General features: G+C 66.9%; 13 protein-coding genes and 1 tRNA gene. 6 read left to right on the top strand and 8 right to left on the bottom strand.

All coding sequences use genetic code 11. From position 1 onward, the window contains the following. The first annotated feature begins 131 nt into the window (after window positions 1–131). From CAL22_RS01495 to adhP, 5 genes are all read left to right on the top strand, one after another. Window positions 132–1,652, top strand: coding sequence for an anthranilate synthase component I family protein (locus CAL22_RS01495; RefSeq protein WP_094809726.1), 1,521 nt, complete (start codon window positions 132–134; stop codon window positions 1,650–1,652). An 81-nt stretch (window positions 1,653–1,733) separates the two neighbouring features. Then, window positions 1,734–2,297, top strand: coding sequence for an aminodeoxychorismate/anthranilate synthase component II (locus CAL22_RS01490; protein WP_094809725.1), 564 nt, complete (start codon window positions 1,734–1,736; stop codon window positions 2,295–2,297). Window positions 2,298–2,313: 16 nt separating this feature from the next. Further along, window positions 2,314–3,345 carry an anthranilate phosphoribosyltransferase gene (gene trpD, locus CAL22_RS01485; RefSeq protein ID WP_094809724.1) on the top strand — a complete coding sequence of 344 codons (1,032 nt, stop codon included), beginning with the start codon at window positions 2,314–2,316 and terminating at the stop codon, window positions 3,343–3,345. Next, a complete protein-coding gene (gene trpC, locus CAL22_RS01480; RefSeq protein WP_094809723.1) occupies window positions 3,342–4,130 on the top strand; it encodes an indole-3-glycerol phosphate synthase TrpC in 789 nt (262 codons plus the stop codon). The genes trpD and trpC overlap by 4 nt, the downstream gene beginning before the upstream one ends. 151 nt (window positions 4,131–4,281) lie before the next feature. Further along, window positions 4,282–5,316, top strand: a complete 1,035-nt coding sequence (gene adhP, locus CAL22_RS01475; RefSeq protein ID WP_094809722.1) for an alcohol dehydrogenase AdhP — start codon at window positions 4,282–4,284, stop codon at window positions 5,314–5,316. Between the two features lies 1 nt (window position 5,317). Here the strand turns inward: adhP and CAL22_RS21085 are convergent, their stop codons facing one another. From CAL22_RS21085 to CAL22_RS01465, 3 genes are read right to left on the bottom strand one after another with little or no spacing between them, the layout of a single operon-like run. Further along, entirely contained in the window at window positions 5,318–5,473 is a 156-nt protein-coding gene (locus CAL22_RS21085) for a hypothetical protein (RefSeq protein ID WP_167383530.1), read from the bottom strand. After that, a complete protein-coding gene (locus CAL22_RS01470) occupies window positions 5,470–6,219 on the bottom strand; it encodes an SDR family oxidoreductase (RefSeq protein ID WP_094811034.1) in 750 nt (249 codons plus the stop codon). Before CAL22_RS01470 ends, CAL22_RS21085 begins: the two co-directional genes overlap by 4 nt. After that, a complete protein-coding gene (locus CAL22_RS01465; protein ID WP_094809721.1) occupies window positions 6,216–6,830 on the bottom strand; it encodes a 2-hydroxychromene-2-carboxylate isomerase in 615 nt (204 codons plus the stop codon). The genes CAL22_RS01470 and CAL22_RS01465 overlap by 4 nt, the downstream gene beginning before the upstream one ends. Window positions 6,831–7,078: 248 nt before the next feature. Between CAL22_RS01465 and CAL22_RS01460 the strand changes: the two genes are divergently transcribed. Next, window positions 7,079–7,984 carry a LysR substrate-binding domain-containing protein gene (locus CAL22_RS01460; RefSeq protein ID WP_094809720.1) on the top strand — a complete coding sequence of 302 codons (906 nt, stop codon included), beginning with the start codon at window positions 7,079–7,081 and terminating at the stop codon, window positions 7,982–7,984. Window positions 7,985–7,990: 6 nt separating this feature from the next. On the opposite strand, the gene selD is transcribed toward CAL22_RS01460, so the two are convergent. The 5 genes from selD to fdhE all read right to left on the bottom strand — a co-directional run bounded on the left by selD (window position 7,991) and on the right by fdhE (window position 13,485). Then, window positions 7,991–9,040: a selenide, water dikinase SelD gene (selD, locus tag CAL22_RS01455; RefSeq protein WP_094809719.1), complete on the bottom strand. Its 1,050-nt coding sequence runs from the start codon at window positions 9,038–9,040 to the stop codon at window positions 7,991–7,993. Between the two features lie 58 nt (window positions 9,041–9,098). After that, a tRNA-Sec gene (locus CAL22_RS01450) sits at window positions 9,099–9,194 on the bottom strand. Between the two features lie 12 nt (window positions 9,195–9,206). Next, a complete protein-coding gene (gene selB, locus CAL22_RS01445) occupies window positions 9,207–11,141 on the bottom strand; it encodes a selenocysteine-specific translation elongation factor (RefSeq protein ID WP_094809718.1) in 1,935 nt (644 codons plus the stop codon). Then, window positions 11,138–12,553 carry an L-seryl-tRNA(Sec) selenium transferase gene (gene selA, locus CAL22_RS01440; RefSeq protein ID WP_094809717.1) on the bottom strand — a complete coding sequence of 472 codons (1,416 nt, stop codon included), beginning with the start codon at window positions 12,551–12,553 and terminating at the stop codon, window positions 11,138–11,140. Before selA ends, selB begins: the two co-directional genes overlap by 4 nt. Then, window positions 12,550–13,485, bottom strand: coding sequence for a formate dehydrogenase accessory protein FdhE (gene fdhE / locus CAL22_RS01435; protein ID WP_094809716.1), 936 nt, complete (start codon window positions 13,483–13,485; stop codon window positions 12,550–12,552). The genes selA and fdhE overlap by 4 nt, the downstream gene beginning before the upstream one ends. Window positions 13,486–13,532: the final 47 nt, after the last annotated feature.

Raw genomic sequence — 13,532 nt, 5'->3', positions numbered from 1 at the left:
TTCCGGGTGGCGATGATCTCTTCCCGGCCCTAAACGCGCGCGTCGCGATAGTGCCCAAAAGCCAAGCCCGGAACCGCCAAGGACCGGGCTTTTTTGTTGCGTGCCTGGTCCCCCAAACATCGAGACCCGACATGACCGAACTTGAATTCAAAGCCCTCGCTGCCCAAGGCTACAACCGCATCCCGCTGGTCGCCGAGACCTATGCCGACCTCGACACGCCGCTGGCCATCTACCTGAAGCTGGCCCACGCCGGCCCGCAGAACGGCCGCATGAGCTGCCTGATGGAATCCGTCGTCGGCGGCGAACGCTTCGGGCGCTACTCCTTCATCGGCCTGCCGGCGCACACCGTCATCCGCGCCAGCGGCCGCAAGACCGAAGTGCTGCGCGACGGCAACGTGGTCGAAACCCACGACGGTGACCCGCTGGCTTTCATCGAGCAATATCAGGCCCGTTTCAAGGTCGCGCTGCGCCCGGGCATGCCGCGCTTCTGCGGCGGCCTGGCCGGCTATTTCGGCTACGACACCGTGCGCCACATCGAGCCGCGCCTGGGCCCGGCCGTCAAGCCTTTCCCCAACGGCATGGAAGAGGGCACACCGGACATCATGCTGCTGCATGTCGATGAGCTGGTGATCGTCGACAACCTGGCCGGACGCACCTATCTGATGGTGTACGCCGACCCGGCCCGCCCCGAAGCCTACAACCGCGCCCAGGAACGCCTGCTGGAGCTGCGCGCCCGCCTGCGCAAGCCCGTCGACATTCCCTACAGCCACGCCAGCATGCAGACGGAAGAGCGCCGCGACTTCGCCAAGGACGACTACCTGGCCGCGGTGCGCCGCGCCAAGGAATACATCGCGGCCGGCGACCTGATGCAGGTCCAGGTCGGCCAGGTGATCGCCAAGCCTTTCCGCGATGCGCCGCTGTCGCTGTACCGCGCGCTGCGCTCGCTGAATCCTTCGCCTTATATGTACTTCTGGAACTTCGGCGACTTTCAGGTCGTGGGCTCCTCTCCGGAGATCCTCGTGCGCCAGGAACAGGTCAAGGAAGAAGGCCAGCTCAAATCGCAGATCACCATTCGCCCGCTGGCCGGCACGCGCAAGCGTGGCGGCACGCCCGAAGAAGACCTGGCCCTGGCCGCCGAACTGCGCGCCGACCCCAAGGAAATCGCCGAGCACGTCATGCTGATCGACCTGGCGCGCAATGACGTCGGCCGCGTGGCCGAAGTCGGCTCGGTCAAGGTGAGCGACACCATGGCCATCGAGCGCTACTCGCATGTCATGCACCTGGTCTCCAACGTGACCGGCAATCTGAACCCCGGCATGAGCAGCATGGACGTGCTGCGCGCAGCCTTCCCCGCCGGCACGCTGACCGGCGCGCCCAAGGTGCGGGCCATGGAGATCATCGATGAGCTCGAGCCGGTACGCCGGGGGATTTATGGCGGCGCGGCGGGTTACCTGAGCTATGGCGGCGAAATGGACGTGGCCATCGCCATCCGCACCGGCGTCATCAAGAACGGCACGCTCTTCGTGCAGGCTGCGGCGGGCGTGGTCGCCGATTCGGTGCCCGAACTCGAATGGGCCGAGACCGAGGCCAAGGCACGGGCTGTCCTGCGTGCCGCCGAACAGGTGCAGCATGGGCTGGATGATCCCATCTGACATCGGCCGCCCGCCGGCCCGCGCGCCGGCGGGCGCTTCCGCCTTCTGCTTCGTCCATCATTCTCTTGAGGTTGCACAGCCATGCTGCTGATGATCGACAACTACGATTCCTTTACCTACAACCTGGTGCAGTACTTCGGCGAACTCGGCGAAGACGTGCGGGTGGCCCGCAATGACCAGATCACGCTGGAAGAGATCGCCGCCATGGCGCCGGACCGCATCTGCGTCTCGCCCGGCCCCTGCTCGCCGGCCGAAGCCGGTATTTCGGTACCCGTCATCCGCGAGTTCGCCGGCAAGCTGCCCATTCTGGGCGTGTGCCTGGGCCATCAGGCCATCGGCGCGGCCTATGGCGGCGACATTGTGCGCGCGCAGACCATCATGCACGGCAAAACCGTGCAGGTCAGCCATACCGGCACCGATATTTTCCGGGGCTTGCCCTCGCCCTATACCGTCATCCGCTACAACTCGCTGACCATCGATCCGGCCACGCTGCCGGACGTGCTGGAAGTCACCGCCACCGCGCCCGACGGCGACATCATGGGCGTGCGGCATAAAACCCTGCCGCTGTACGGCGTACAGTTTCATCCGGAGTCGGTGCTCAGCGAGCACGGCCACGACATGTTGCGCAATTTTCTGAATATCTAAAAAAGGCGAATCCACCATGACGATCACTCCCACCGAAGCCTTGACGCGCTGCATCGAACACCGCGAGATCTTTCACGACGAAATGCTGCATCTGATGCGCATGCTGATGCGCGGCGAAATGTCGCCGCAGATCGCCAGCGCCTTGTTGATGGGTTTGCGGGTCAAAAAGGAAACCGTGGGCGAGATCACGGCCGCGGCCCAGGTCATGCGCGAGTTCGCCACCCCCGTGGTCACGCCCAATGCAGCCGATCTGCTGGACATGTGCGGCACCGGCGGCGACGGCAGCCACACCTTCAACATCTCCACCACGGCCATGTTCGTGGCCGCGGCCGCCGGCGTGCCGATCGCCAAGCATGGCAACCGCAGCGCCTCCTCCTCGTCGGGCAGCGCCGACGTCCTGGAGGCCCTGGGCGCCAATCTGCAACTCTCGCCCGAGCAGGTCGCCGAATGCATCCAGGCCACCGGCATCGGCTTTATGTTCGCCCCGGCTCACCATGGCGCCATGAAGAACGTCGCGGCGGTGCGCAAGGAACTGGCCGTGCGCACCATTTTCAATATCCTGGGCCCGCTGACCAACCCGGCGGGCGCGGCCAATCAATTGATGGGCGTTTTCCACCCCGACCTGGTGGGCATCCAGGTGCGCGTGCTCGAGCGCCTGGGCTCGCGCCACGTGCTGGTCGTGCATGGCAAGGATGGCATGGATGAAGCCTCGCTGGGCGCGGCCACCCTGGTCGGCGAACTCAAGGACGGCGTCGTACGCGAATACGAGATTCATCCGGAAGACTACGGACTATCCATGATGTCCAATCGCACCATCAAGGTGTCCAATCGCGAACAGTCGCGTGAACTTGTCATGGAAGCATTGGATAATGTCGAAGGGGCGGCACGTGATATCGTCGCGCTGAACGCTGGCCTGGCGATCTACGCCGGCAACAAGGCCGACAGCATCGAGTCAGCTTTGGCTCTGGCTTTTGAAACGATCACCAACGGGGCGGCACGCGCCAAGTTGGAAGAATTCTGCGCATACACCCGGAAATTTTCAACATGAACGACATTCTTGCGAAGATCCTCGCCATCAAGGTCGAGGAAGTCGCTACCGCGCGCCAATTGCGCAGCGAAGCGGAGTTGCTGCGCGAAGCGCAGGCCCGCCAGGACGTGCGCGGCTTTGCGCAAGCCATCGAGGACAAGATCTCGCAGGGCAAGGCCGGCGTGATCGCCGAGATCAAGAAGGCCTCGCCGTCCAAAGGCGTGTTGCGCGAGAACTTCGATCCCGCCGAAATCGCCGCCTCCTATGCCGTGCATGGCGCGGCCTGCCTGTCGGTGCTGACCGATGTGCATTTTTTCCAGGGCTCGCACGACAATCTGCGCCGCGCGCGCGCGGCCTGCTCGCTGCCCGTGCTGCGTAAAGACTTCATCATCGATCCCTACCAGATCATCTCGGCGCGCGCCATGGGCGCGGACTGCGTGCTGCTGATCGTGGCCGCGCTCACGCCGGCACAACTGCGCGACTACGAAGCGCTGGCGCTGGATCTGGGTCTGGATGTATTGGTCGAAGTCCACGACGAGCGCGAGCTCGAAGTGGCGCTGTCGATGAAGACGCCGCTGCTGGGCATCAACAACCGCAATCTGCGCACGTTCGAGACCCGCCTGGACACCACGCTGAACCTGCTGCCGCGCGTGCCTGCCGGCAAGCGCGTGGTCACCGAGAGCGGCATCGTCAAACCCGAGGATGTGCAACTGATGCGCCAGCACGATGTGCACGCCTTCCTGGTGGGCGAGGCCTTCATGCGCGCCGAGGATCCCGGCGTCGAACTGGCCCGCCTCATCGCCTGATCCGCCCTGCGGCAGCGCCGATCGCCAGCAGGCGGCTTGACAATACACAACCTCAGGCCGCCGCCGATGCGCTACAGTCTTCGGGTATCCCGCGTCTCCGGGAGCGGATCCTCTCCTCCCATGCCTGCGCGGGCACCCCAGGAGATCGGCAATGGCAAAAACCATGAAAGCCGCAGTGGTCCGCGAGTTTGGCAAACCCCTCGTCATCGAGGACGCCCCCATCCCCATGCCTGGCCCGGGCCAGATCCAGGTCGCCATCCAGGCCTCCGGCGTCTGCCACACAGACCTGCACGCCGCCGAAGGCGATTGGCCGGTCAAACCCAATCCCCCGTTCATTCCTGGCCACGAAGGCGTGGGCTTTGTGTCGGCCGTCGGCGCGGGCGTGACCTTCGTCAAGGAAGGCGACCGGGTAGGCGTGCCCTGGCTCTACACGGCTTGCGGGCATTGCCGGCACTGCCTGGGCGGATGGGAGACGCTGTGCGAGTCGCAGCAGAATACCGGCTACTCGGTCAACGGCGGTTTCGCCGAATATGTGGTGGCTGACCCCAATTACGTGGGGCATTTGCCGGCCAACGTCGGCTTCGCCGAGATCGCCCCGGTGCTGTGCGCGGGGGTCACGGTCTACAAAGGGCTGAAGGTCACCGACACCAAGCCCGGCGACTGGGTGGCGATTTCCGGCATCGGCGGGCTGGGTCACATGGCCGTCCAGTATGCGCGCGCCATGGGCCTGCACGTGGTCGCCGTCGACGTCGACGACGACAAACTGGAACTGGCCCGCCGCCTGGGGGCTGAAATCGCGGTCAACGCCCGAACCAGCGCCGATCCGGCCGCCGAGGTCAAGAAACTGACGTCGGGCGGTGTGCAAGGCGTGCTGGTGACGGCCGTCTCGCCCAAGGCGTTCGAGCAGGCCATGGGCATGACGGCGCGCGGCGGCACGATTTCGCTCAACGGGCTGCCGCCGGGAGACTTCCCGCTACCCATATTCAGTACCGTGCTCAATGGCTTGACGGTGCGCGGCTCCATCGTCGGCACCCGGCTGGACCTGCAGGAATCGCTGGAATTCGCCGCCGACGGCCGCGTGGCCGCAACCATCAGCACCGCGCGGCTGGACGACATCAATCAGGTGTTCGACAAAATGCACAAAGGCCAGATCGAAGGCCGCATCGTGCTGGACATGACGGCCTGAGTCAGTCCTTTTTGTCCGTGTCCGCCGCCGGCGCGGCGCACACGCCATCCTGACGGCGACGCCAATGAAACGCCACGCGACGGATACGGGCACTGCGGAATTGGGTCAAGGAGCGGCTGCCCGGCATGGGCAGCGCGCGGTGGGCACTGTTTTTCATCGTCCGCCTGAGACTTCGATAAAAGAGGCGGTGGTGTAGCTCGCCTCCGGAGAAAGCAGCCACATGATGGCGGCGGCGACTTCGTCGGCCGTGCCGCCGCGCTTCATGGGCAGAAAATGCTTGAGCCGGTCCACACGGCCGGGTTCGCCACCCGAGGCATGCATCTCGGTATGAATGAGGCCAGGCCGCACCGTGTTGACGCGGATGCCGTCCTCGGCCACTTCACGCGCCAGGCCCAGCGTCAGCGTATCCAGTGCCCCCTTGGAGGCAGCGTAATCGACGTACTCGCCGGCCGAACCCAGCCGCGCGGCCGCCGATGACACATTGACGATGGCCCCACCCTGGCCACCATGGCGCGGCGCCATGCGCCGCACCGCCTCGCGGCAGCAGACAAAGGCGCCGACCACGTTGGTGGCCAGGATGCGCGTGATGCGGTCCGCGTCCATGTCTTCGACCCGCATCTGCGTCTCCAGGATGGCGGCATTGTTGACCAGCGCATCCAGCCGTCCCCATTGCCGGTCCACCGCCGCGAACAAGGCCGCGACCTCGGCCTCGCGGGCCACGTCCGCCTGTACGGCCAGCGCCTCGGCACCCGTGCCGCGCAACGCCTCGACCAGGCGCTCGGCGGCCTCGACATTGGTGCGATAGTTCACACAGACCGCATAGCCGCGGTGCGCGGCCAGGCGCGCGGTCGCCGCGCCAATGCCGCGCGCGCCGCCGGTGATCAAAAGCACCGGCCGGTTCATGCCGGGCTCCGGTCGCAGGCCCATTGCAGGGCGTCCTCAAGCCTGTCATTACCCCAGAACATTTCATCGCCGACCATGAAGGTCGGCGCGCCGAAGATGCCATGCTGGCGCGCCCGGTCGACCTGCCGGCGCAAGGCCTCTTTGGTGGCTTCGGTCCTGGCGCGCGCGATCCAGTCCGCCGCATCCAGGCCGAGCTCCAGCAGAATCTCTTGCATGACATCCTCGTCCTGAATGTCGCGATCCTGAGCGAAGTTCGCCCGAAAGACTGCCTGGCAGAACGCCAGGCCCCAGGCCTGATGCTGCCCCAGCAGCGCCAGCCGGGCGGGCAGCACGCCCACCCGCGGGAAAATCACCGGCCGGTGGTACGGCACGCCATACTTGTCGGCCAGGCGGGCAATATCGCGCATCATGTAAGCGCCTTTACCCGGATAGAGCCGGAAGGGGCTGTCGTTCCAGCCCTGAGCCTGAAAAATAGGCCCCAGCAGAAAGGGCTGCAAGGTCAGCCGCACACCGGCCTGGCTGGCCAGCGCCTCGACGCGCGCCATGGCCAGATAACTGTAGGGGCTGGCGAAATCGAACCACATCTCAACGCTGGGCGCGGGAAGGGTCATGAGGGTGGACTCCGGCGGTAAAAAGGGCACGGCGGTCAGGGCCGCCGTCGGCGGGCTCGCGAGCGGACCACGGGCGGCCGCTGCCCCAAGCATAGAACAGCGTCGCGGCAGCGCAAGCCCGGGCCTTGCCGGCGCACAGGCCTGGCAGCCCGGCCCGTCAGCCCGCTCATTCGGGCCACTGCTATTGAACGCCCCGGGGGTACTATTGCTCAAGCGACTTTCACGGCTTCATGACATGAGTTTTACGAATGCCACTTACCCTCGCTAAATTACCACCGCTGGACCTGGTGCGCGGCTTTGTGGCGGTGGGCCGGCGCATGAGCATCACCCAGGCGGCGCAGGATCTGCATGTCACCCAATCGGCCGTGAGCCGCCAGATCCGCAGCCTGGAAGCCCATCTGGGCGTCCCCCTGCTCAAGCGCGGCTTCCGCAGCGTGTCGTTCACCCCGGAAGGCGCGCAGCTGTTCCGCCTGGCCGACCCCTGGCTGAGCGAGCTGGCCGAACTCAGCGCGCAATGGCGCACACCCGGCCGGCGCCTGCCCATCACGGTGACCACGACCATCGGCGTGGCGTCGCTCTGGCTCTTGCCGCGCCTGGGCGCCTTCCAGGCCGCCCATCCGGACATCGATGTCCGGGTCGCCGCCGACAACCGGGTGATGGATCTGGACCGCGAAGGCGTGGATATCGCCATCCGTTACTGCACCGCCGATCAGGTCGGTGAAGCGGCCCAGTGGCTGTTTGGCGAGGCCGTGCTGCCCGTGGCTCACCCCGCGCTGCATCTGACCCGCCTGGACCCGCGCACGCTGCCTGAGCAGGTGCTGCTCGAATTCGACGATCCCACTCGCCCCTGGCTGCAATGGGAGAGTTGGCTGCAGGCAAGGGGCCTGGACCGGCTGCGTCCGCGCAGCATGTTGCGCTTTAACCAATATGACCAGGTCGTTCAGGCCGCGCTGGCCGGCCACGGCGTGGCCCTGGGGCGCCAGGCGCTGATCGCGCCCATGCTCGCCGAAGGCAGGTTGCAGGCCGTGGGCGGCGAGGCGGCCGGCGACACGCCCTTGGCGTACTGGCTGGTGCGCAATCCCCGGCGGCCTTCTGCGCAAGCAGATATCGTGGCCGACTGGCTGCGCCATCAGGCGCGAGCGGCAGCCGGCTGAAGCGGCTTATGCGACGTCGACCACCGGATCGCCTGCGGCCATCTCGCCGATGACCGCCGCTTCGGCAAAGCCCGCGGCGCGGAAAACCGCCAGCACCTGATCGACGGTGTCGGGCGCGCAAGCCACCAGCAGGCCGCCTGAGGTCTGCGGGTCGGTCAGCAAGGCGCGATCGCTCTCGGCGAGGGTGGGGGCCAGACGAATGTCGGCGCCATAAGAAGCCCAGTTGCGGCCCGAAGCGCCGGTGACCACGCCCTCGGCGGCCAAGGCACGCACGCCGGGCATCCAGGGCAGATCGCTCAAGCGCAAACGGGCCGTCAAGCCCGCGCCACGCGCCATCTCCAGCGTGTGCCCCAGCAGGCCAAAGCCCGTGACATCGGTCATCGCATGTACGCCGGCCAGCGCACCGAGCTCCGTCCCCGGACGGTTGAGCCGGGTGGTGGCGGCGATCATGGCGGCGTAGCCCGCCTCATCGAGGCAGTTTTTCTTCAGGGCGGCCGACAGCACGCCCACGCCCAGCGGTTTGCCCAGAATCAGCACGTCGCCGGGCCGCGCATCGGCATTGCGTTTGATGCGCTCCGGATGGACCAGGCCCATGGCGGCCAGACCATAGATGGGTTCGACCGAATCGATGCTGTGCCCGCCGGCCACCATGATGCCGGCGTCCTGGCAGACAGACTCGCCGCCGCGCAGAATCTCGGCAATCACATCATGCGGCAAGACATTGATGGGCATGCCCACGATGGCCAGCGCCAGAATGGGCTTGCCGCCCATGGCGTAGATATCGGACAGCGCGTTAGTGGCGGCGATACGCCCGAAGTCGAAAGGGTTGTCGACGATGGGCATGAAGAAATCGGTGGTGGCGATCAAGGCCTGCTCATCGTTGAGCCGATAGACGGCCGCGTCATCCGAAGTCTCGGTGCCCACCAGAAGATTCGGGTCGCTGCGTTGCGGCACGAAACGCGCCAGCAACTCCGACAGCACGCCAGGCGCTATCTTGCAGCCGCAGCCACCGCCATGAGACAACGAGGTCAGGCGCGGGACGGTATCGTTGGACATGCGCAATCTCCATCAGATCAGGGGCGCTGAAAGCATAGCATCGCGCCCGCGCAAACGATGGCGGAAGGCAGCAGGAGTCGAACCTACCTGGGAGCGTCTGACGCCCCCAACTGGGTTTGAAGCCCAGCCGTGCCACCGGGCACGCATGCCTTCCCTTGGTGGCCCTCTATGATAGCGACTCGTCCCCGTCTTGTGCATAGGGGTAAAGCAGGCTGTCACTGCGCAGCACATGCCCGTCGCGCAGGCGCCGGGTATAGCCCGCGCGATCGAAGTATTCCAGGATCTGGATCGCGCGTTTGCGGCCCAGGCCGGTCAGGTCGCGAAAGGAGGCCGCCTCGGCACTGCCATGCTCCCGGCACAAACCGGCGACCAAGGCCGCCAACGCCTGCACCGCATCACGGTGATAGAACAGATCGCGCACCACCTGGACCACCTCGCCCTGCCGCAACAGTTTGCGCAACAGGCGGCGCATATCCTCTTCGGCCACATGCAGCGCACGGCCCAGATCGCGCACCCAGGGCGGATCGTAACGGCCCTGCTGCAAGAGCGGCAACACGCTTGCGGCCAGCACGGACTCGGCGTCGCTCAAAGACACGCCATGGTCGGGCAGTTGCCACCAGACGCCGTTGCGCCGCACCTGCCCCGTTTGCGCGGCGTCCTCCAGCAAGGCCTGCCACAGCGCCGGCGTGGCCTGCGGCCAGGCCATGCGCCGCAGCCGGCCGGCATCGGCGCCCGGCTCATCCGGATACTGTGCATGAAAAGCCGTCAACGCGGTCTGCAGGTCTTCGTGCAGCGCCTGCCAGCGCGCCTGATCGATCAGCACGCGCGCGCCGCCCTGGCGCGGCGCCACCCATAGCGCGTGCGGCGGCAGCCGATCCATTGCGCCCAGGCGCAGGACCATGAGTTCGGAGATGCCCAGCGGCGCTTGCGCCAGCACGGGTTGCAGATCGCCATCGGCCAGATAGGCGGCCACGGCGTCCAGCCAGGCCAGCCGCTCGGGCGAACGGCGTTTGCGGTCGGGCGCGTTGGCATCGAGGATCTGCCCGCCGCCGACCGTGCGATTGGCCTGGGCATTGCGCACGATGAAACGGTCGCCCGGCATGGCGCACATGGGCGTATCGAACACCAGCTGCACCCGCCCGGTTTGGCCGGCCAGCAGTAGCGCGGGCGCCAGCGGCACGGCATGCGCGAGCGCGCGCGCCGCGCCCAGATGCACATGCAGCGGCGTCCAGGCGGCCAGCGCCGTCTCGCCCTGCCAACGCAGCTCGGCGTCCATATGCTGCGAGGCCGTGAAGCAGCGCGCGTCGGCCACCCAATCGCCACGCGTGATCGCATCCTTATCCACACCAGGCAGATTCAGCGCGCAACGCTGCCCGGCCACGCCGGTCTCGCTGCTGCGGTTCTGGGCATGGATGCTGCGCACCCGTACCGGCCGCGCGGCCGGCATGAGCCGCAGATCGACGCCCTCCTCGCCCACGCGCACCGTTCCGCCATGCACGGTGCCCGTCACGACCGTGCCATGCCCGGCCAGCGTGAACGCGCGATCGATCGCCAGCCGAAACAGGCCGCTGGCGGGCCGCGGCGCCAATGCCTGCGCCTGCGCCTGCGCATCCAGCCAGGCTTTGAGTTCGCGCACGCCGGCATGGTCCGGCTGCCCGGCCGCGACCACGAACACAGGCGCATCCCGCAAGAAGGTGCCGGCCGTCAACGCGGCGACCTCCGCCTGCACGGCCTGGATGCGATCCGCCTCCACGCGGTCTGCCTTGGTCAGAACGACCGCCCCACGGTCCACGCCCAGCAGCGCCAGGATGGATAAATGCTCGCGTGTCTGCGGCATCACGCCGTCGTCGGCGGCCACCACCAGCAGCCCGAAATCGATACCGCTGGCGCCGGCGGCCATGGTATGCACCAGTTTTTCGTGACCGGGCACATCGATGAATCCCAGCACGTCGCCATTAGGCAAGGGCGTGTAGGCGTAACCCAGCTCAATGGAAATTCCGCGCGCCTTCTCTTCCTTGAGGCGGTCGGTATCGACGCCGGTCAGCGCGCGCACCAGCGTGGTTTTGCCGTGGTCGATATGCCCGGCCGTGCCGACGATCATGCGATAGGCTCCGTCAATTGGGCGGCGAACTCGGCTTCATCGCGCGCTTCGAGGCAGCGCAGATCCAGCCAGAAAACATCGTCTTCGATGCGGCCGATCACGGGCCGCGCCAGACCGCGCAGGCCTGCCTGCAGACGCTCCAGATGGCGTCCGGGACGGCCTCGGCCGAGATACCGGATGGCCAGGCCAAAACTGGGCAATTGATCGACGGGCAAAGCGCCGCTGCCGATCTGGCTGAACATCGCTGCGCCTTCGACGCCAAACTCGGGCCCCACCGCCTGTTGCACGCCGGCGCGCAGACGCTCGGCCTGCGCCTGCATCTGGCGCTGCCCCCGCGTAAGCAGACGCAAGGTCGTCAGCCGCTCGGCCAGCTTCTCGGGCGCACGGTAAAGCGCCAGCACGGGTTCGAGCGCGGCCAGCGTCAGCTTGCCCACGCGCAAGGCGCGTTTGAGCGGGTTCTTCTTGATCTTGCGGATCAGGTCGGCGCGCCCGACCAGCAGGCCGGCCTGCGGGCCGCCCAACAGTTTGTCGCCACTGAAGGTGACCAAGTCAGCGCCGGCCTCGATGGTATCGCGCACGGTATCCTCGCGCGGCAATCCCCATTGCGTCAGGTCCAGCAAGGTGCCGCTGCCCAGATCGACCGTGGCCGGCAGCCCCTGGGCATGCGCCAGCGCCGCGACCTCGGCGACACTGACGCTCTTGGTAAAGCCCGTCACGGCGTAGTTGCTGCAATGCACCTTCATCAGCATCGCGGTGCGCGCGCCCATGGCATTGGCATAATCGGCGGCGTGCGTGCGATTGGTGGTGCCAACCTCGACCAGGCGCGCGCCGGCCCGCTTCATGATGTCGGGAATGCGGAATGCCCCGCCGATTTCCACCAGTTCGCCGCGCGAGACGATGACCTCGCGGCGATCGGCCAGCGCATTGAGCATGAGCAAAACCGCCGCGGCATTATTGTTGACCACCGTCGCGGCTTCGGCGCCGGTCAATTCGCACAGCAGATCTTCAACCAGGTCATCGCGGTCGCCTCGCGCGCCGGTCTCCAGATCGAATTCCAGATTGGCCGGGCGGGTGAGGGCGCGCAGCACCGCATCGACGGCCTCGTCCGGCAGCAAGGCCCGGCCCAGATTCGTATGCAACACGGTGCCGGTCAGATTGAACACGGCCCGCAGGCGCGGCGCATTGCGCGCGAGCAGCGTCTGTTCCGTGACCTTGGCCAGCACGCCAAGGTCGAGTTCGGCCAGATCCAGCGCGCCGGCCAGCGCACGTTCGCGCAAGGCCTGCAATTGCTGGCGCGCAGCCGCCACGACCTGGCTGCGTCCGAACGTCTCGTGCAGCGGCGCATAAGCCGGCTGGCTGAGCAGCCGGTCCAGCGAGGGCAGTTCGCCCGGCGTCGCCGGCCGCGCACTCATGGCGCGCTCTCCTCGTGCCAGAGCAGCGGGTTGCCGCTGGCGCGGTGATAGCCGGCCTCGCCCATCAACACATCCAGCGCCAGGCTGGCCAGATCATCGGCCACCGGATCGACACGCAGTTCTTTTTCCTGATAGAAAATCTTGCGGTAGCTGTGGCAGCTGTCGCAGGACTCGGCCTTGATGGCTTCGGAGCGGCCTTCGATGTTGTGATACGCGATGTCCTTGGTGCCCTGGCACTGGCTGCAGGTCACCCGCACCAGATGCCATTCGCAGGCGCACAGGCCGCAGGCCAGATAACGCAACCCGTCGGACTGCCCGCCCACGCGCACCACGCTGGAGACCGGCAGGCTGCCGCACATGGGGCACACGCCAAAAGGGCTGGCCACCGGCATGGCCTTGGGGTCGAAGCGGCACGCCATATCGGTCCAGTAGACCTGCAAAGCGGCCATGACCAGAGGCGCGGCGGCGCTGTCCACCCCGACGGCGCGCTCGGCCAGCACCGCGTCGGCAAGCTCCTCGACGGCCTGCGGATCGCGGGCCAGCACCTCGCGCCAGCGTTCGCAGACCTCGCGCGCGGCGGCCGCGACGTCGGGCAGCGCGGCCACGCGCGCGAGCAATTGGTCCAGCAAGTCACGCCAGGCGGGATCGCGCTCCCAGGCCACGGCCTGCATGGGCGGCATACCGTGCGCCTGCGCCAGTTCAATCCGCTCGGCCGACGGGCCGGCGAAATGGCTGGTGCCCAGCAGCGCCTGCTGGGCGTCGGCCACATGCGCCATCAGACGCAGATAGTCGGCGATCGGGCTGTCTTCGGCCAGGCTGCGCAAACGGGCGGCGCGGGCGCTGAAAACCGTGCTGCGCTCGGGTTGGCGCAGGCGGGCGATGGCAGTGTGATCCAGGGACTCGATCTCACCGCGCGGCAGAATTCGCTGCAAAGCACTCTCCAGAGAAACAAACACGGCTGCGAACGCGCCAGGAGACG

Source organism: Bordetella genomosp. 12, assembly GCF_002261355.1.
In the GTDB taxonomy this organism is placed as follows: Bacteria; Pseudomonadota; Gammaproteobacteria; order Burkholderiales; family Burkholderiaceae_B; genus Bordetella.
Note: the sequence above shows the minus strand (reverse complement) of the source record. Positions and strands in the feature narration are given on the sequence as shown.